At 60.5% G+C, this 20072-nt stretch carries 14 protein-coding genes and 1 tRNA gene; 13 read left to right on the plus strand and 2 right to left on the minus strand.

Annotation, left to right across the window (positions count from 1 at the left end; all coding sequences use genetic code 11):
• Positions 1 to 149 precede the first annotated feature (149 nt).
• Positions 150 to 2225: a M13 family metallopeptidase gene (locus tag CLU90_RS19440; RefSeq protein ID WP_100428717.1), complete on the plus strand. Its 2076-nt coding sequence runs from the start codon at positions 150 to 152 to the stop codon at positions 2223 to 2225.
• Positions 2226 to 2408: 183 nt separating this feature from the next.
• On the opposite strand, the gene CLU90_RS19445 is transcribed toward CLU90_RS19440, so the two are convergent.
• The gene (locus CLU90_RS19445; protein WP_092713356.1) at positions 2409 to 2969 is read right to left on the minus strand and encodes a c-type cytochrome; all 561 of its coding nucleotides are present in this window, start codon (positions 2967 to 2969) and stop codon (positions 2409 to 2411) included.
• 199 nt (positions 2970 to 3168) lie between these two features.
• On the opposite strand from CLU90_RS19445, the gene CLU90_RS19450 reads away from it, so the two are divergent.
• A tRNA-Arg gene (locus tag CLU90_RS19450) sits at positions 3169 to 3244 on the plus strand.
• Between the two features lie 198 nt (positions 3245 to 3442).
• Here CLU90_RS19450 and CLU90_RS19455 read toward each other — a convergent pair.
• Positions 3443 to 4027, minus strand: coding sequence for a hypothetical protein (locus tag CLU90_RS19455; RefSeq protein WP_139178241.1), 585 nt, complete (start codon positions 4025 to 4027; stop codon positions 3443 to 3445).
• A gap of 613 nt (positions 4028 to 4640) precedes the next feature.
• On the opposite strand from CLU90_RS19455, the gene CLU90_RS19460 reads away from it, so the two are divergent.
• The 11 genes from CLU90_RS19460 (at position 4641) to CLU90_RS19510 (ending at position 20071) form a co-directional block, all read left to right on the plus strand.
• Positions 4641 to 7298: a TonB-dependent receptor gene (locus tag CLU90_RS19460; RefSeq protein WP_100428719.1), complete on the plus strand. Its 2658-nt coding sequence runs from the start codon at positions 4641 to 4643 to the stop codon at positions 7296 to 7298.
• A 109-nt stretch (positions 7299 to 7407) separates the two neighbouring features.
• Positions 7408 to 8760, plus strand: coding sequence for an MFS transporter (locus CLU90_RS19465; RefSeq protein WP_092713362.1), 1353 nt, complete (start codon positions 7408 to 7410; stop codon positions 8758 to 8760).
• A gap of 24 nt (positions 8761 to 8784) precedes the next feature.
• Positions 8785 to 9732, plus strand: coding sequence for a glycoside hydrolase family 43 protein (locus tag CLU90_RS19470; protein WP_100428720.1), 948 nt, complete (start codon positions 8785 to 8787; stop codon positions 9730 to 9732).
• Between the two features lie 17 nt (positions 9733 to 9749).
• Positions 9750 to 10820, plus strand: coding sequence for an aldose epimerase family protein (locus CLU90_RS19475; protein WP_100428721.1), 1071 nt, complete (start codon positions 9750 to 9752; stop codon positions 10818 to 10820).
• A 196-nt stretch (positions 10821 to 11016) separates the two neighbouring features.
• Complete coding sequence (locus CLU90_RS19480; protein WP_100428722.1) at positions 11017 to 12759, plus strand: IlvD/Edd family dehydratase; 1743 nt, start codon at positions 11017 to 11019, stop codon at positions 12757 to 12759.
• Between the two features lie 12 nt (positions 12760 to 12771).
• On the plus strand, positions 12772 to 13764 hold the full coding sequence (gene araD1, locus CLU90_RS19485; RefSeq protein WP_100428723.1) for an AraD1 family protein: 993 nt from the start codon (positions 12772 to 12774) through the stop codon (positions 13762 to 13764).
• Positions 13761 to 15338, plus strand: coding sequence for an aldehyde dehydrogenase (NADP(+)) (locus CLU90_RS19490; RefSeq protein WP_100428724.1), 1578 nt, complete (start codon positions 13761 to 13763; stop codon positions 15336 to 15338). Before araD1 ends, CLU90_RS19490 begins: the two co-directional genes overlap by 4 nt.
• A gap of 33 nt (positions 15339 to 15371) precedes the next feature.
• Positions 15372 to 16139 (plus strand): SDR family NAD(P)-dependent oxidoreductase, encoded by a 768-nt coding sequence (locus CLU90_RS19495; RefSeq protein ID WP_100428725.1) that lies wholly within the window; start codon positions 15372 to 15374, stop codon positions 16137 to 16139.
• Positions 16140 to 16293: 154 nt separating this feature from the next.
• Positions 16294 to 17844, plus strand: a complete 1551-nt coding sequence (locus tag CLU90_RS19500) for an alpha-N-arabinofuranosidase (protein WP_100428726.1) — start codon at positions 16294 to 16296, stop codon at positions 17842 to 17844.
• Between the two features lie 69 nt (positions 17845 to 17913).
• Entirely contained in the window at positions 17914 to 18948 is a 1035-nt protein-coding gene (locus tag CLU90_RS19505; protein ID WP_232731265.1) for an arabinan endo-1,5-alpha-L-arabinosidase, read from the plus strand.
• A gap of 160 nt (positions 18949 to 19108) precedes the next feature.
• Positions 19109 to 20071, plus strand: a complete 963-nt coding sequence (locus CLU90_RS19510; protein ID WP_092713378.1) for an ABC transporter substrate-binding protein — start codon at positions 19109 to 19111, stop codon at positions 20069 to 20071.
• The last annotated feature ends 1 nt before the right edge of the window (position 20072 follow it).

Genomic DNA, 20072 nt, shown 5'->3' on the forward strand with positions numbered 1-20072 from the left:
AACAAAAAAGACCACGTGCGTGGTCTTTTTTGCATTCTGGCCAAAGTTCTTTCTGTCATTTCAGCCGGTATGCTACAGTCAAAAACCGGGCCAGAAGCCCTGGGCCTTCTGACCCTTATATTCCACACAATACAATATAGAGGACAACCGTGAATCGTTATTTGTTAAGTGCATTGACCCTGAGTTTGCTGGCCGGCGTGTCCGGCATGGCTGGTGCCGCTGATAGCGCCAAGAAAGCCGCCGCCGCTCCCTCCACGGCCGTCGCCGCCGCGGCGCTGACGTCCGGCATCGCCGTCGAATACGTCGACCCTGCCGTGCGCGCGCAGGACGATCTGTTCCAGCACCTGAATGGCAAATGGCTGGCGGAAACCGTGATTCCTGCCGACAAGTCGAGCTGGGGCAGCTTTGCCAAGCTGGCCGACGATACGCAAACGCAGCTGCGCGGCATCGTCGAAGGCGCTGCCGCCGACAAGGCCCGCGCCGCTGGTTCGAATGCCCAGAAGATCGGTGATTTTTATAACAGCTTCATGGACGAAGCCAAGCTGGAAAGCCTGGGCCTGACCCCCTTGAATGCGGAGCTGGCGAAGATCGCCGCGCTGCAGGACAAGGCGGAATTGCCGGCCGTGATCGCCCACTTCAGCAAGCTGGGCGTGACTTCGCCTTACGACTTCGGCATCCACCAGGACGCCAAGGACTCCACCAAATACGTGGCCGACATCGTGCAAAGCGGCCTGGGCTTGCCTGACCGCGATTACTACCTGGAAGAAGGCAAGGCCGATACGCGCGCCAAATACCTGGCCCACGTGGAAAAAATGCTGAGCCTGGCTGGCGACGCGAACGCTGCCGCCAATGCCAAGGCCATCCTGGCGCTGGAAACGGAACTGGCCAAGGCGCAATGGAGCAATGTGCAGAACCGCGACCCCGTCAAAACCTACAACAAGGTGGAACTGGCGAAACTGGCTGCCGTGGCGCCAGGTTACGACTGGGCCCGCTACCTGACGGACACGGGCATCGCCGGCAAGGTCAATTATGTGATCGTCAGCCAGCCCAGCTACCTGAAAGGCTTTGCCGAGATCGCCAACAAGACGCCACTGGAAACGTGGAAAGCATATTTCCAGTGGCACTTGCTGCACGCCAACGCCGGTTACCTGCCGAAAGCGTATGTCGATGAAAACTTCGCGTTTTATGGCACCACCCTGACGGGCGTGACGGAAATGCGTCCGCGCTGGAAACGCGGCGTGGGCGCCGTCGAAGGCGCGCTGGGCGAAGCCGTGGGCCAGCTGTACGTCGAGCAATATTTCCCGGCCGAGCGCAAGGTGCGCATGGAAGCGCTGGTGAAAAACCTGATGACGGCCTACAAGCAAAGCATCGACAAGCTCGACTGGATGAGTCCTGTCACCAAGAAACAGGCGCAAATCAAGCTGGCCAAATTCACCACCAAGATCGGTTATCCGAACAAATGGCGCGACTACTCGGGCCTGGAAGTGAAGCCGGACGACCTGGTCGGTAACATCCAGCGTTCGCACTTGCTGAACTACAACCGCGAGCTGAACAAGCTGGGCCAGCCGATCGACCGCGACGAGTGGGGCATGACGCCGCAGACCGTGAACGCTTATTACAATCCTGAGCTGAACGAAATCGTCTTCCCGGCCGCCATCCTGCAAGCGCCGTTCTTCGACGCCAACGCGGACGACGCCGTCAATTATGGCGCCATCGGCGCCGTCATCGGCCATGAAATCAGCCACGGCTTTGACGACCAGGGCGCCCAGTACGACGGCGACGGCAATCTGCGCGACTGGTGGACCAAGGCCGACCATAAAAACTTCGCCAAGAAAACCAAGCAGCTGGTGGCGCAGTACAACGGCTTCAGCCCCGTGAAGGGCCACTTCGTCAACGGCGAACTGACCCTGGGCGAGAACATCGCCGACAATTCCGGCGTGGCGATCGCGTACAAAGCATACAAATTGTCGCTCAATGGCAAGAAAGCCCCCGTCATCGACGGTTTCACGGGCGAGCAGCGCTTCTACGCGGGCTTTGCCCAAGTCTGGCGCATGAAGATGCGTGAAGCGCAGCAACTGGTCTTGCTGAAAACGGACCCGCATTCGCCAGGCCAGTTCCGCGCCAACGGCACCATGCGCAACCAGCCCGGCTTCTATCAGGCCTTCGACGTGAAACCGGGCGACAAGATGTATCTGCCACCGAAAGACCGCGTCATCATGTGGTAACACCAGTGCTGACGCGCTAGTATCGAGCCGCCCCGCTATCAAGCCGGGCGGCTTTTTCATGTCCGTCGCGAACGTCGCATAGGTCGGATTGGCGGCACGCGTAATCCGACAAATCGCTCGCTTATGCGCAGGCGAAAAAAAACCGCCCATCCGGGCGGTTCCTGGTTCAGCGCGCTGGCTGAATTATTTGGCAGGCTCGGCTGCAGGAGCAGCGCCATCGGCGGCAGCGGCCGGTGCCGGCACTTCCGGTTCCTTGAACTTGCCGCCCGACGCATTGGCCATGTAGACGACGGCGCGCGCCACTTCCACATCGTCGAGGTCGGGATTGCCGCCCTTGGCCGGCATCGCGCGCAAGCCTTCGACGGCGTGTTTCAGGACCGTATCGTAGCCTTGGGCCAGGCGGGCCGACCAGCTGCCCGCGTCGCCAAATTTCGGTGCACCGGCCACGCCGGCGCCATGGCAAGCCACGCAGGTGGCCGTGTAGACGGCTTCGCCGCTTTGCAGCACTTTCGGACCGCTGGCATCCTTGAAGGTAAAGCCGGCGTTGGCAACTGGACTCAAGCGCTCGGCAATGGCTTCCGGCGACTGGCTGTCCGTACCGGCGCCCGTCAGTTTTTGCGACGTGACGAACTGCACCAGCAGGATGATGCCGATGACGGTGATGAGGAAGAAGCCAGCTACGGCGGCAAGCAATTGTTTAGGCGTTTTGATCGCTGATTGTTGTTCGTTATGTGCGTCGCTCATGATGTCCTTAGTCCAGATTTGAAACTGATGGCCGTGTAAGGTAGCATTTTTACATGCTTGGATGTAAACCTTTATGAAACCCACAATTATAGGCACAAAAATTGAGCAGTGACATGCAATTGCCAGCGATACGACAGTTTCCGTAGACGTAGGTAAAGAAAAACGGTATCCTTCGCATCACTTCAGAAATTCCCCCTACGCGGCTGTAGCTCAGTGGATAGAGTATTGGCCTCCGAAGCCAAGGGTCGTGGGTTCGATCCCCGCCAGCCGCACCAAGATTCTCAATAGACTTCCACTGTTATTGCGGATTTCGCGTTGTTTATCTTCATTTGATTATCTCAATTCAATTCCACGCAAGCGATACGTAAGCATTTTTCAAACGAACAGTCTTACCTATACCAATGCTTGTTGAGCAGAAGCATGCCTGTGTAGACGCCTAGTCCCCCAGTCATTCTTGTTATACGCCCTAATGTTTATGGCACGGTGTAATGTGTTTCCTCAAATCCTGCGGTGTGCATCCGAATCTCATCGCCAGATGCAAATTGGATGCCTTCAAGGTAGCCAATTTCTAACTTTGCTCCTGGGGCTATCTGTATTGACTTCCTGGAGACGGCTTTTGTGGTTGGATTAAGTGTTCCCATCACAACCGACAGTTGCAAGGCTGACGTGTTCGTGAATATAGCGACAAGTCCACGGCCCATCGCGGAACGTCGCATCTCGATACGCACTGGGAGGACGGGGAGGCGCGATTTTTCTTGGTCGAGCGCCATTTGCGCGGACTCGGCTTTAGATTTCTCCGCTTCGACATTTTCTCTTTCCACTGCAAGAGCCTGTTCCTTACTATTCACTTCCGACGATAGCTGAGCTGACTTCGCAGCTAAGGTCTGAGCATCGGTACGGGAAGAATTGAGGTCTGACTTCAATTCCGCCGAGCGTGCGACTTCCTTCGCAATCTCCAACTGCAAAGCAGCGACGGTGATTTTCTGCGCTTCAAGGTCGCGAGTCGCTTGGTAGTACAGGGCTGCAAGAATGATAGAAGCGATGGCTAGCGCAGCCAAGACGCCCCACAATACGACAGAAGTTCGCTGGGCTGTTGGTGATGACTCAGAATGCATAGATTCTTTCGGGAGGTGAGGGGGACCAAAGCTAGTGTAACGGTTGGTACTTGGAGTGTCCAATTGACAATATAGAGGTATGCGGGTCATTGACTTGGCGCATGTGTCACTTTTCCCCCATTTGGTTGAGATTGCCGTGTCAAGAAATCCTGGGCGCCGCATTGCCACGCGATGCTGCCGGCATCTCCCCTCCGCTTCAACAATCCCAGCAAAACCTGCGCTGCCGCCTTTGAAAAGGCAGGATGCTGGCCTTTAGTCAACATCCCATCCGTCAATGTCATCCGGTCAGCGCCTTGCGCGCTGGCCTGCCCCGCTTTTCATGCTGTACGCCAACGCTGCCACTTTTTTGTGCAGTCACTTCTGGGGAACATCCCTGACGCCCCTGCCGTTGTCTGTTTGCAACCTCCAAAGTCCCTCAGCCGCTGATATCAATATTGATATCGAAACAGTGGAAAAATTGATTGGAGAGATTATCGCCCAGCCCCTAAGATAAACGCCGAGCATGCGAACGACATGCAAGCGATACAAAAAATATCAATACAATATCTGGAGATTCATGATGCGCAATGCCACCGGCCCGCTCGCGGCCACTTCCCCTCGTCCATTCATTTTGAAGGCAGCCGTTGCGGCACTGGCCGGTATCGGTCTGCTGAGCACGGCTTCGGTGTGGGCGCAGGATGCGGTGGTGGCCGATGCCGGTGCCGAGCCGGCGGCGGAAGTGTCCGTCGTGACCGTCAGCGGCGTGCGCCGTTCGGCGCAAAATTCGCAGCAGATCAAGATGCGCTCGGACCAGGTCATCGACTCCATCGTGGCCGACGACATCGGAAAATTCCCTGACAACAACGTGGCCGAAACCCTGGCGCGCATTTCCGGCATCCAGATCCGCCGCGATTCGGGCGAAGCGAGCGCCGTCATGATCCGCGGCTTGCGCGATGTCACGACCCTGCTCAACGGCCGCGAACTGTTCACCACCACCGGCCGCTACGTCAACCTGGCCGACATTCCCGCCACCATGCTGCAGCGCGTTGACGTCTATAAGTCGCAGGGCGCGGACCAGGTCGAGGGCGGCGTGGCCGGCATCATCGACGTGCGCACCAACCGCCCGTTCGATTTCAAGGACTTCACGGCCAGCGTGAATACGCGCGCCGTCTACAGCGACAAATCCAAGGCCACCGACCCGAACATCAGCGGCATGGTGGCTAACCGCTGGAAAACGGGCATCGGCGAAGTGGGCGCGCTGCTGGGCTTGTCGCAGCAGCAGCACCGTTATCACGAGGAACGCGCTTTCAGTACCGCGCCCGTGGATAAAAGCTTCCTGTCGCCCGGTTTGACGGGGCCGGACCAGGTGGGCTTGCTGCCAATCAAGGGCGACCGCCGCCGCACGACGGCCAATGCCGTGCTGCAATGGCGCCCGAACGCCGACGTCGAACTGTACGCGGAAGGCATGGCCACGCGCTTCCTGCTCGATGCCGAGTCCGATTACTTTGTCGGCTTGCCATGGTGGGGCACGCCTGTTTCGGCCACCAAAATTCCCGGCACCGACCAGCTGCAAACGCTCACGTCCACCAACGTCAACACCATCATGTCGACGCAGGCGAACAAGAACCAGACGAAGACGCATCAATTTGCCGTGGGCGGCTTGTGGGATATCAATCCTGAATGGCGTTTCACGTCGGAAGTGGCCAGCACCCGGAGCACGTATGACTGGCGCAACCCGATCCTCGATGCCATCACCGTCGTGCCGAATGCCCGTATCAATACCAATCAGAACGGCACCTTGCACGTGGACTACACGGGCAGCGATTTGCAAGACCCGTCGAATTACTATCTGAAGGGCTTTTTCGACCGCTACGGCCGTGACCAGGGCAGCTCGAACGACGTGCGTGCCGACCTGGCGTACACGCCGAGCGCGGGCGGCATCTTCAAGGAAATCAGCGTCGGCCTGCGCGGCGTCAAGCGCGAAGCCGAATCGATCAAGAGTTTCGAGGGCAATGCGGAAGCACCGGACGTGTCCGGCGCCGCGTTCCCGTTCAGCCGCCAGAGCGTGACGTCGATTCCCGGTTTGAATTGCCTGTCGGAACCGATGTCCAGCGGCGGCCCCGACTATGGCTTGAAGCAGTGGTACACGCCATGCGCCAATTTCCTGCTCAATAACACGGGCACCATCCGCCAAGCCGTCACGGGCAGCGGCGCGGCGCGCGCCATGGACCCGGGCTCGTTCTTCAAGGATACGGAAAAAACGTACTCGATCTATACCAAGGCCAAGGTCGCCTTCAAGCTGGGCGCCTACCCCGTCGACGGCACCCTGGGCGTGCGCGTCGTGCGTACCGAACAAAGCTTGCAAGGCAACAGTTCGCAAGATGGCGTCTACACGCCCGTCATCAGCGACACGGCCAGCACCGACGTGCTGCCGAGCGTGGCCCTGAAAATCAAGCTGCGCTCGGACCTGGTCGGCCGCTTCGCTGCGGGCCGCACCATCAGCCGCCCGGGCTTTTCCCAGCTGAACCCGGGCGTGGCCCTCGTCAACTCGACGGAAACGGTGAAGGCCACGGGCGCCGGCGGCAATCCGAATTTGAAACCAGTCACGGGCGACAATGTCGATGCCGCGCTGGAATGGTATTTCGCGCCAGCCGGTTCCGTCACGGCCACCGTCTTCCACCACAAGTTCGACGGCTATATCCAGCAACGTATTTCCAGCGAAACCATCGCCGGCAAGACCTATGACGTGGACCGCCCGTACAACACGGCCGCCGGCAAGCTGCAAGGCCTGGAAATTGGCTACCAGCAGTTTTATGACGGCTTGCCTGGCCTGTTGAGCGGCCTGGGCTTGCAAGCGAACGGCACCTACATGAGCGGCACCACGGACGACGAGACGGGCAGCCATGCCATCACGGGCGTGTCGCGCTATGCCTACAACCTGGTCGTGCTGTACGAAAAAGACGCGTGGTCGGGCCGCCTGGCCTACAACTGGCGCTCGAAATTCATCGACAGCTACAACCAGGGCGGCCCCGGCCTGGACTTGAAAGTGGCGCCGACGGCCCAGCTCGACGGTTCGCTGTCGTACAAGATCAACGACCAGTTCACCGTGACTCTCGATGGGAATAACTTGCTCGACACCAAGTTCAAGGATTATTGGAACACTGCGGGCGTGTATCCGCGCGATACGCGCCGTTATGACCGGACAGTCGGTTTATCTCTGCGCTGGAAAATGTAACTTGGTCGCACAGTAAAAAATCAAGGGCGTTGCCATGGTTTCGGCCGGCAACGCCCCTGTCAGTTGAGCAGTCACGCACGATTCATCATAAAAAGAATGGACGGAAAGCATGGAGACGCAAAAATTATCTACCGTTGAAAAGGTCGGCTTCGGCGCCGGCGACATGGCGCTCAATGTCGTCATCTCGTCGATGATGTTGATCATCACCTTTTTCTATACCGATATCTATGGCTTGAAAACCACCGACCTGGCGCTGCTGTTCGTGGCCGTGAAAGTCATCGGCGCCATCGCCGACCTGGTCATGGGCCAGATCACCGACCGCTACAGCTTTGCTTCGGGACGTTACCGCCCATACCTGCTGTGGCTGGCCGTGCCGTATGGCGTCAGCGTCTTTTTTGTCTTCAGCACGCCCGAGTGGCAATATGACGCCAAGCTGATCTGGGCATATTCGACGTATATCCTGATGACCATCATGACGGCCGGCGTGGGCATCCCGTATATCTCCTTGATCAGCGGCCTGACGAGCGACCCGCAGGATCGCCTGTCGGCCAACGGCTACCGCCTGTTCTTCGCCAAGATCGGCGCCTTCATGGTGACCATCGTCGTGCCGATCCTGTCGCAGCGCTGGGGCGGCGGCAACCCGGCCGTCGGCTACCAGGCGGCCATGGCCGTGATGGCCGTCATGGGCGTGGCCCTGTTCCTGTTCTGCTATTTCTCCACCACCGAGCGTGTCGTGCACGTGGTGGAAAAGCAGTCGTTGCTCGCGCAATTGAAAGTGCTGCTGCAAAACGACCAGTGGCTGGTGCTGTGCGGCGTGTGCGTCACGGGCACCATCGGCTACGTGGTGCGCGGCTCCGTCGCCATTTATTACGCGAAATACTATCTGGGTGGCAGCACGGAAACCGTGGCCGCCTTCCTCACGACGGGCGTGGTGGCCGCCATCCTGGCCATGATCGCCTCGACCTGGATCACCAAGTTCTATTGCAAGGTAAAACTGTTCCGCTATACGCAGATCGGCGTCGCCCTGATCAGCCTGGCGATCTATTTCTTTGTAAAGCCGAGCGATACCGTGCTGGCCTTCGCCCTGTATTTCCTGCTGTCCTTTGTCGTGGACTTGCACGCGCCCGTGTTCTGGTCGGCCATCGCGGAAACCATCGATTATGGTCAAGTGAAAACGGGCAAGCGCGTCTCCGGCTTCGCCTTTGGCGGCATTTCCGTGTGCCAGAAGGCGGGCATGGCGGTGGCGGGCGGCCTGGTCGGCGTGCTGCTCGCGTATTTTGACTACCAACCCAACCATGAGCAAACGCAATTCGCCCTGAACGGCATCGCCCTGATGCTGTCGATCATCCCCGGCTTCTTCCACTTGCTGATGGGCTTGCTGATGTTCAAGTACCGCATCAGCGATGACTATTACCGTGGCGTCAAGGTAGAGATGCACAAGCGCGGTTTTGTCGCCGCGTAAGAATAACTGAATGGAGCAAGCAACATGGCAGACATCTTGAAACCGCTGATCGAACAGCGCGCCGACCCGCATATCTACCGCCACAGCGACGGCTATTATTACTTTACGGCCTCCGTGCCCCAGTACGATCGCATCGAACTGCGCCGCGCCGACAGCATCGCCGGCCTGGCCGGCGCGCAAACGGTCGACGTGTGGCACAAGCCGGAAACAGGGCCGTACAGCGAGCTGGTATGGGCGCCCGAGCTGCACTTCAACCAGGGTGCGTGGTATGTGTATTTCGCCGCCGCGCCGAGCCGCGAGATCAAACATAAGTTGTTCCAGCACCGCATGTACGCGATCCGCAACACGAACGCCAATCCGCTTGAGGGCGAATGGGAATTCATGGGCCAGATCGACACGGGCATCGACACCTTCTGCCTGGACGCCACCACGTTCGAGCACGACGGCGTGCTGTACTACCTGTGGGCGCAGAAAGATGTCGCCATCGAGGGCAATTCGAACCTGTACATCGCGCCGATGGCCACGCCGTGGCAGCTGGCCGGGCCGCCCGTGATGCTGAGCAAACCGGAATTCGACTGGGAAATCCGCGGCTTCTGGGTCAACGAGGGGCCGTCCGTGCTGAAGCGCAACGGCAAGATTTTCATCAGCTATTCGGCCAGCGCCACCGATGAAAACTATGCGATGGGCTTGCTGTGGGCCGATGATACGTCCGACCTGCTCGATCCGTTCTCGTGGAGCAAGTCGCCCGAGCCCGTGTTTGCCACCTGCTACGAGCATGGCATCTACGGTCCCGGCCACAACAGCTTCACGACGGCCGCCGATGGCGACGGTGTGTTGCTGGTGTACCATGCCCGCACCTACACGGAAATTGTCGGCGACCCGCTGTGGAACCCGGACCGCCATACCTTTGTCAAACCGCTGCGCTGGGATGCGCAGGGCATGCCCGTGTTTGGCCGTTCATCGACCCTGTAAACCCTGGACCCGACGCCATGACCCCAGTTGATTCTGTTTCAGTGACGCAAGCGCCATTCGGCGTCTTGCCAGACGGCGACCACGTCAGTGTCTTTACCCTGACGAACCGCCACGGCATGCAAGTCAAGGTGCTCGACTTTGGCGCCATCATCAGTGAAATCCACGTGCCGGACCGCAATGGCAGTTTTGCCGACGTGGTACTGGGATTCGAGCGCATCGAACCGTATCTGCACAACAGCGCCTTCCTGGGCGCCTTGATCGGGCGCTTCGGCAACCGCATCGCCGGGGGACGTTTCAGTCTGGATGGCAAGGATTACCAGCTGGCCGTCAACAATGCACCGAATCATTTGCATGGCGGCAACCAGGGTTTTCACCAGGTCATGTGGCAAGCCGAGCCGTTCACGAAAGACGACGCCGTCGGCGTCACCTTCACGCGCAGCAGCCCGGATGGGGAAGATGGCTATCCGGGCAAGCTCGACGTTACCGTCGTGTACGAACTGGACAACGACAATGCGCTGCACCTGCGCTACCATGCCGTGACGGACCAGGCCACACCGATCAACTTGACCAACCACAGCTATTTTAATCTGGCGGGGCAGGGCAATATCCTCGGTCATGAGCTGTCCATCAACGCAGACCGCTACTTGCCCGTCGACGCGGGGTCGATACCCACGGGTGAACTGGCGGACGTTGCCGGCACGCCCTTCGACTTGCGCCAGGCCACCGTCATCGGCAACAGCATCGACCTGCCGCATGAGCAGATCCGCATCGGCCGCGGCTACGATCACAATTTCGTGCTGAATCAAAAAACAGGTCAGGGGCTGAACTTGGCAGCCACCGTGCGCGATCCGCAATCGGGCCGGGTGATGCAGGTGTACACGCAGGAGCCGGGCATTCAGTTCTATTCCGGCAATTTCCTCGACAGCAGCCAATACGGCAAGCTGCGCGCCATCAGCTATCGCAGCGCGCTATGCCTGGAAACCCAGCATTTCCCGGATTCGCCGAACCAGCCTCACTTCCCCGGCACCATCTTGCGCCCGGGTGAAGAATACCGGACGGAAACTGTGTACCGCTTTTCCACCGAGTAAGCACCGCAGCCAAAACAGCCCACGCCCTGCCGCCACGCGCCCGCAGGGCGTTTTCATTGGTGCCGATGGATATCGTTTTCGATATCGGAACGCATTAAAAATTGATTGGAAAGGCATGGCAGGATTCTTTAGTATTCCAACATCGCTGCCCGGGCCGACCACCTTAGATCCGGCATGGCACAACCAGGAGAATGGCATGTCTGAGACAAAAAAGAAGGTAGCCCTGCGCTCGGCCGAGTGGTTCGGCTCGCAGGACAAGAACGGCTTCATGTACCGCAGCTGGATGAAAAACCAGGGCATACCTGACCACGAATTTCACGGCAAGCCCATCATCGGCATCTGCAATACCTGGTCCGAACTGACCCCTTGCAACGCGCATTTCCGCCAGCTGGCCGAACACGTCAAGCGCGGCATCCTTGAAGCGGGCGGTTTTCCAGTTGAATTCCCCGTGTTTTCGAATGGCGAATCGAATTTGCGCCCGACCGCCATGCTGACGCGCAACCTGGCGTCGATGGACGTGGAAGAATCGATTCGCGGCAACCCGATGGACGCCGTCGTGCTGCTGGTCGGCTGCGACAAGACGACACCGGCATTGCTGATGGGCGCGGCCAGCGTCGACATTCCCACCATCGTCGTCAGCGGCGGCCCCATGCTGAACGGCAAGCTCAATGGCAAGGACATCGGTTCCGGCACGGCCGTATGGCAGTTGCACGAGCAGATGAAGGCCGGTTCCATCACTCTGCACCAGTTCATGTCGGCCGAATCGGGCATGTCGCGCTCGGCCGGTACCTGCAACACCATGGGCACGGCCTCGACGATGGCCAGCATGGCCGAAGCGCTGGGCACGTCCCTGCCGCACAACGCGGCCATTCCTGCCGTCGATTCGCGCCGCTACGTGCTGGCGCACATGTCGGGCATCCGCATCGTCGAAATGGTGCACGAAGATCTGCGCCTGTCGAAAGTGCTGACGCGCGAAGCATTTGAAAACGCTATCAAGGTCAACGCCGCCATCGGCGGTTCGACCAATGCCGTGATCCACCTGAAAGCGATTGCCGGGCGCATCGGCGTGCCTTTGGAGCTGGAAGACTGGACCAAGGTAGGCCGCGGCACGCCGACCATCGTCGACTTGCTGCCGTCGGGGCGTTTCCTGATGGAAGAGTTTTATTATGCGGGCGGCTTGCCGGCCGTCATCCGCCGCCTGGGCGAGGGCGATCTGCTGCCGCACAAGAATGCGCTGACCGTCAACGGCAAGTCGCTGTGGGACAACTGCGTCGAAGCGCCGATCTACAACGATGAAGTGGTGCGCACCTTGGACAACCCTTTGCTGGCCGATGGCGGCATCTGCGTGTTGCGCGGCAACCTGGCGCCACGCGGCGCCGTGCTGAAACCGTCGGCCGCCTCGCCGCACCTGATGCAACACCGTGGCAAGGCCGTTGTGTTCGAGGATTTTGAACATTACAAGGCGCGCATCGTTGATCCGGATCTGGATGTCGACGCGAACTCCGTGCTGGTCATGAAGAACTGCGGCCCGAAAGGCTATCCTGGCATGGCGGAAGTGGGCAACATGGGCTTGCCGCCGAAACTGCTGGCGCAAGGCATCACCGACATGGTGCGCATCTCGGATGCGCGCATGAGCGGCACGGCCTACGGCACCGTCGTCTTGCACGTGGCGCCGGAAGCGATGGCGGGCGGTCCGCTGGGCATCGTCAGGGATGGCGACATGATCGCCCTCGACTGCCACAACGGCAGCCTGAACATCGACATCAGCGCTGCGGAAATCGCCGAGCGCCTGGCGGCCCGCGAACTGGGCAGCGCGCCCGGGCCGAAGAGCGGTTACCAGCAGCTGTACATCGATCACGTGTTGCAGGCCGATGAAGGCTGCGATTTCGACTTCCTGGTCGGCAATCGCGGTTCCGCCGTGCCGCGCCACTCACACTAAGCGGAGAATCCCATGCTGTTGCTGCAATTTACGAATGAACACGGCGGCCGCCTCGTCGGCCTGCTGCAAGACGACGTCATCCGCGTCATCGAAGGCTACAACACGACGTATGCGCTGGCGCAAGACGCCATCCGCAAAAAGGTGAGTCTGACGGACCTGGTCAACGCCACGGTCGGCAACACCACGCATTCCTATGCGGCCGTGGCTGCCAGCGGTCGCCTGCTGGCGCCGCTCGACCACGCCGACGAGGCGCACTGCTACGTGACGGGCACGGGCCTGACCCACCTGGGCAGCGCCGGTGCGCGCGACGCCATGCACAAGAAGATCGGCGGCGATGCGGAGTCCCTGAGCGACTCCATGAAAATGTTCCGCCTGGGCGTGGAAGGCGGCAAGCCGGCCGACGGCACGGCCGGCGCCCAGCCCGAATGGTTCTATAAAGGCGACGGCTCCATCATGCGCCCAAGCGGCCAGCCGCTGCGCATGCCGGACTTTGCCCTCGATGGCGGCGAAGAGCCGGAAATCGCCGGCCTGTACGTGATCGGCGACGACGGCCAGCCCTACCGGGTCGGCTACGCCATCGGCAATGAATTCTCCGACCACGTGACGGAACGCCAGAACTATCTGTACCTGGCCCACTCGAAACTGCGCGCCTGCAGCGTGGGCCCGGCCCTGCTGGTGGGCGAATTGCCCGCGCATATCGCCGGCGCCTCGCGCGTGCTCGACGCGGCTGGCAATGTGCGCTGGGAAAAAGCGTTCGTCAGCGGCGAAGAGAATATGTCGCACACGATTGCCAACCTGGAACACCATCACTTCAAGTATCCGCTGTTCAAGCGCCCTGGCGACGTGCACGTGCATTTCTTTGGCACGGCCACCTTGAGCTTTGCCGATGGCGTGAGCGTGGCGCCGGGCGAAACCTTTGAAATCGAAGCGCCGGCCTTTGGCCCTGCCTTGCGCAACCGCCTCGACGTCTTCCCAACCGAATTTGCGAAAGTGAGCACATTATGAGTTTCAATATCACCGGTGATGCATTGATCGGCGGCGTCGCCGTCAAGGGTAATGGCGGCTCCTTCGAAGCGTGGGACCCGGCCGCGCGCGCCCACATCGCGCCCGCCTTCCACATGGTGGACGTCGCACAAATCGACGCGGCGTGTCGTCTGGCGCAGGCCGCGTTCGACCCGTTCCGCGCCACCAGCGATGCGCAACGCGCCGATTTTCTGGACACCATCGCCGCGCAAATCCTCGAGCTGGGCGACGACCTGATCGTGCGCGCCATGACGGAAAGCGGCTTGCCGCGCGCGCGCCTGGAAGGCGAACGCGGCCGCACGGTGGGGCAATTGAAACTGTTCGCCGGCTTGCTGCGCGAGGGTTCGTGGACCGATGCGCGCATCGATTCGGCTTTGCCGGAACGCACGCCGCCGCGTCCTGACTTGCGCTTGCGCATGATCGGCCTGGGCCCCGTCGCCGTGTTTGCGGCCAGTAATTTCCCGCTGGCCTTCTCGGTGGCTGGCGGCGATACGGCCTCGGCCCTGGCAGCCGGCTGCCCTGTCGTGCTGAAAGCCCACTCGGCCCATCCGGGTACGTCGGAACTGGTGGCGCGCGCCATCGTGAAAGCGATTACCCTGTGCAAGCTGCCGGCCGGCGTGTTCGCCTTGCTGACGGGCACGGGCAATGGCATCGGCCAGACCCTGGTGGCGCATCCCGCCATCCAGGCCGTCGGCTTTACGGGTTCGCGTTCGGGCGGCATCGCCCTGATGAAGGTGGCGGCGGAACGTCCACAGCCGATCCCCGTGTATGCGGAAATGAGCAGCATCAACCCCGTCTTCGTGCTGCCGCAAGCGCTGGCCACCCGTGGCGCGGCGATCGCCAGCGGCTTTGCCGCCTCGCTGACCATGGGCGTGGGCCAGTTCTGCACCAATCCCGGCCTCGTGCTGGGCCTGGAAGGCCCCGACTTTACGGCGTTTGCCGCCGCTGCCGCCGAAGCGCTGGCGCCGGCGCCGGCCGCCACCATGTTGACGGCTGGTATAGCCAGCAGCTATGCCAAGGGCGTGGCCGCCCTGGCGCAGCACGCCGACGTGACGTCGCTGGTGCAAAACACGGGCGAGGTAGGCAAGGGCGCCGCCGCCCTGTTCGTCACCTCGGGCGAAGCGTTTTTGGCCAAGCACGACTTGCGCGACGAAGTCTTCGGCCCGGCTTCCCTGCTGGTCGCTTGCCGCGACATCGAGCAATTGCTGGCGATCACGGAAAGCCTGGAAGGCCAGCTGACGGCCACCCTGCAAATCGATGCCGGCGACGTGGCAGATGCGCGCCGCCTGCTGCCCGTGCTGGAACGCCGCGTGGGCCGCATCCTGGCCAACGGTTTCCCGACGGGCGTGGAAGTGTCGACGGCCATGGTGCACGGCGGCCCGTTCCCGGCCACGTCGGACGGCCGCAGCACGTCGGTCGGCACGGCAGCCATCAACCGTTTCTTGCGTCCCGTGTCGTACCAGAACCTGCCGCAGGACTTGCTGCCGGAGTCGCTGCGCGACGATAATCCGCTGGGCATCTGGCGCCGTCACGATGGCGTGCTGGGCAAACTTTAATCATAAAAAATAAAAATACACAGCGGAGACAAGATGAAGCAATTGGCGAAATATGGCAGCTTGCAGGGCAAGCGCGTGTTCATCACGGGTGGCGGCAGCGGCATCGGCGAATCCCTGGTGGCGGAATTTGCCGCCCAGGGCGCGGTGGTGGCGTTTGTCGATATCGCCGTGGAAGCGAGCGAGGCCCTGTGCCGCCGCCTGGCTGAAGCGGGCCTGACGGCGCCGTTGTTCCGCCATTGCGACATCACGGATATTCCATCGTTGCAAGCCGTCATGGCCGAACTGGCCGACAAGCTGGGCGACTTCGATATCCTCGTCAACAATGCCGCCAACGACCAGCGCCACCAGGCGCAGGACGTCACCCTGGAATACTGGAACGAGCGCATTGCGATCAATCAGCGTCCCATGTTCTTCACCTGCCAGGCCGTCTTCGAGGGCATGAAGCGCAAGGGCGGCGGTTCCATCATCAACGTCAGCTCGATTTCCTGGCACATGAAGTCGGGCGGCTACCCTGTGTACGCCACCACCAAGGCGGCCGTCGTGGGTCTCACGCGGGGCCTGGCGCGCGATTATGGCGCCCACAATATCCGCGTCAATACCGTCACGCCCGGCTGGGTCATGACGCAGCGCCAGATCGACCTGTGGGTCGACGACGCGGCGGAAGTGGAAATCAAGAAAAGCCAATGCTTGCCAAGCAAGCTGATGCCACAGGACATCGCCGCCATGGTGCTGTTCCTTGCTTCCGATGACGGCGCGATGTGCTCCAGTCAGGAGTTCATCGTGGATGCCGGCTGGGTCTAAGCCTTAGCGCATCGTTCAATCCGCGCCGGTGCTGACCGGCCCTCCAATCTTGAAACACCCTCTTGCCGCCCCAACCCCGCGGCAGGAGAGGCATCGCCATTCCATCGCCGGGTTGATCCCGGCCCTTGCTTTTCACTAAAAAACAGGAGACAGCATGAAATTCATCCATACCAGCATCGTGGCCCTCAGCCTGGCCATAGCCGGCGGCAGCGCTTTTGCCGCGCCCGTCAAGGTCACCATCGACGTGGCCAAGCCCGGTGCCGTGATCAACAAGAACGTGTACGGCCAGTTCGCCGAACATCTGGGTACCGGTATCTATGAAGGCATGTGGGTGGGGCCGGAGTCTTCCATTCCTAACACCAAAGGCTGGCGCAACGACGTGCTGGGTGCGCTGAAACAGTTGCACGTGCCCCTGGTGCGCTGGCCGGGCGGCTGTTTTGCCGATGAATACCACTGGAAGGACGGCATCGGCGCGCGTGACAAGCGCCCGACCAAGGTCAACACCAACTGGGGCGGCGTGGAAGAATCGAACGCCGTCGGCACGCATGAATTCTTCGACCTGGCCGAGCTGCTGGGCGCGCAGACCTACATCAACGGCAATCTCGGTTCCGGCACGCCGCAGGAAATGTCCGAATGGCTCGAATACATGACGTCGGACAGCAAATCGACCCTGGCTGAGCTGCGCCGCAAGAATGGCCGCGCCCAGCCGTATAAAGTCGATTACTTTGGCATCGGCAATGAAGCCTGGGGTTGCGGCGGCAATATGCGCCCGCAGTACTATGCCGACCTGTACAAGCACTATCACAGCTTCATGAAGACGCCGGAAAGCGCGCGCCCGAAATTCATCGCCAGCGGCGGCAATGACGACGACATCAGCTGGTCCGGTACCCTGAGCCGCGAAATCAGGCCGAACATGATGGACGCCATCAGTTTCCACTACTACACGGTGCCGACCGGCGTCTGGGAAAAGAAGGGCGCCGCCACGGGCTTTGGCGAAAATGAGTGGATTTCCACCCTGACCCGTACCCTGCGCATCGATAGCTTGATCAAGAACAATATCGCCGCCATCGACAAGAACGACCCCTCGAAAAAGACGGGCTTGTACGTCGATGAATGGGGCACCTGGTACGACGTGGAGCCGGGCACCAATACGGGCTTTTTGTTCCAGCAAAACAGCTTGCGCGATGCGCTCGTCGCCGCCTTGAACTTCAATATTTTCCACGCCCACGCGGACCGCGTGCGCATGACGAATATCGCCCAAATGGTCAACGTGCTGCAGGCGATGATCATCACGGACAAGGACAAATATTTCCTCACGCCTACGTATCATGCGTTTGAAATGTACGTGCCGTTCCAGGATGCCACTTCGCTGCCGGTCGCCATCCAGGGCAATGGCAAGTACAGCCTGGGCAAGGTCAGCATTCCGGAAGTGAGCGCCTCGGCCGCGCGCGGCAAGGATGGCAAGGTGTATCTGTCGCTGGTCAACACGAACCCGCACAAGGCCGTCGACGTGAACGTGGCGCTGGCCGGCAAGCAAGTGGCCAGCGTGACGGGCCGCGTGCTGACCGCCGGCAAGATGGATGCCGTCAACAGCTTTGCGCAACCGCAAGCCGTGCAACCGGTGGCGTTTAATGCCAAGGCGCAAGGCGGCAAGCTGACCGTGTCGGTGCCAGCCAAGGCCGTCGTGGTGGTGGCCGTCGACTAAGCTGTCGCTCACCTGTCATTCATCAGGCCGGCCCGCATGACGGGCCGGCTGACCATTTTGGAGAAGACGATGCACATATTGACACGCGGCATGGCCGCCATCCTGAGCACCCTGGCGATCATGGCCGCCGCGCACGCGGCCCAGGTCAGCGTGCACGACCCCGTGATGGCCAAGGAAGGCGACACGTATTATTTGTACAGCACGGGTCCCGGCATTACCTTTTACAGTTCGAAAAATATGCTCGACTGGCAGCCGGAAGGGCGCGTCTTCGCCGGCCAGCCTACGTGGGCCAAGACGGCCGCGCCATCATTTGACGACCATATCTGGGCGCCCGACGTGCAATTCCACGACGGAAAATATTATCTGTACTACTCCGTGTCCGGCTTCGGCAAGAACACGTCCGGCATCGGCGTGACCGTCAACACGACCTTGAATCCCCGTTCGCCCGACTACCGCTGGGTCGACCAGGGCATGCTGCTGCAATCGGTGCCCGAGCGCGACGAGTGGAACGCCATCGATTCGAACATCATCACCGATGCCAAGGGCACGCCGTGGATGTCGTTCGGCTCGTTCTGGAATGGCATCAAGCTGGTGAAACTCAACAAAGACTGGACCCGCATTGCGGAACCGCAAGAGTGGCACTCGCTGGCCCGACGCGTACCCCTGCCGCCACGCGCAGGCGAATTCAAGCCCGCGCCCGAGGAAATCGAGGCACCCTTCATCTTCCGGCGCGGCAACGACTACTTCCTCTTCGTTTCCTGGGGCCTGTGCTGCCAGAAAGAAAAAAGCACCTATCACCTGGCCGTGGGACGCTCAAAAAGCGTGACGGGACCCTACCTGGACAAGGAGGGCCGCGACATGGCGCAGGGCGGCGGCACGGTGCTGCTGAAAGGCGACAAGGATTGGCAAGGCCTCGGCCACAACAGTGCCTATACGTTTGACGGCAAGGATTACCTGGTGCTGCACGCCTATGAAACGGCGGACAATTATTTGCAGAAGCTCAAGATCCTGCCCATGACGTGGGACCAGGATGGCTGGCCGCAAGTCGACGCGCGCGACTTGAACCGCTATCACAGCCGCGAATTGCCGGCCGCCAAACGGTAAGCAGGGAAGGGGATGGGCGGCAGGTGATACGCAAATCGGTATCGCAAGCGAAAAAGAATTGATTGGATGGCTATGTTGCTTTCTCCTACCATGGGTTCATAAAAAACCGCCCATCCGGCATCCGGCTGTGATGGTATTCCAAAAAAAACTGGAGACAAGAATGACATTGACACGCCGAACCCTCCTCGCCAGCGCCATGTTGCTGGCACTGTCCGCAACCTCTTCCGCCTTCGCCGCCAAGCCCCTCGTCATGGGCTTTTCGCAGGTAGGCGCCGAAAGCGAATGGCGCACCGCCAATACCGTCTCCATCAAGGATGCGGCCAAGAAAGATGGCGTCACCCTGAAATTTGCCGACGCGCAGCAAAAGCAGGAAAACCAGGTCAAGGCGCTGCGCTCGTTCATCGCGCAAAAAGTCGACGTGATCGCCTTCTCGCCCGTCGTTGAGTCCGGCTGGGATACGGTCTTGCGCGAAGCCAAGGCCGCCAAGATTCCCGTCATCCTGACGGACCGCGCCGTCAACGTGGCCGACAAATCGCTGTACGTGACCTTCATCGGTTCCGATTTCGTGGAAGAGGGCCGCCGCGCCGGCCAATGGCTGCTGGACTATGCCAAGAAAACCCCGGACGCCACCCTGAACATCGTCGAGCTGCAAGGCACGGTCGGCTCCGCGCCGGCCATCGACCGCAAGGAAGGCTTCCAGGAAGTCATCGGCAAGAATCCGAAGCTGAAGATCATCCGTTCGCAAACGGGCGACTTTACGCGCGCCAAGGGCAAGGAAGTGATGGAAGCGTTCCTGAAGGCCGAGGGCAAGAAGATCAACGTGCTGTACGCGCACAATGACGACATGGCCATCGGCGCCATCCAGGCCATCGAAGAAGCGGGCATGAAACCGGGCAAGGACATCATCATCATCTCGATCGATGGCGTCAAAGGCGCGTTCGAGGCCATGATCGCCGGCAAGCTGAACGTCACTGTGGAATGCAGCCCGCTGCTGGGCCCGCAACTGATGTCGATCGCCCGCGACGTGGTGGCCGGCAAGCCCGTGCCAGCGCGCATCACGACGGTGGAAGGCGTGTTCCCTGCCGAGGTGGCCGCCAAGGAATTCCCGAACCGTAAGTACTAAG

It is taken from the genome of Janthinobacterium sp. 67 (assembly GCF_002797895.1).
GTDB lineage: Bacteria > Pseudomonadota > Gammaproteobacteria > Burkholderiales > Burkholderiaceae_D > Janthinobacterium.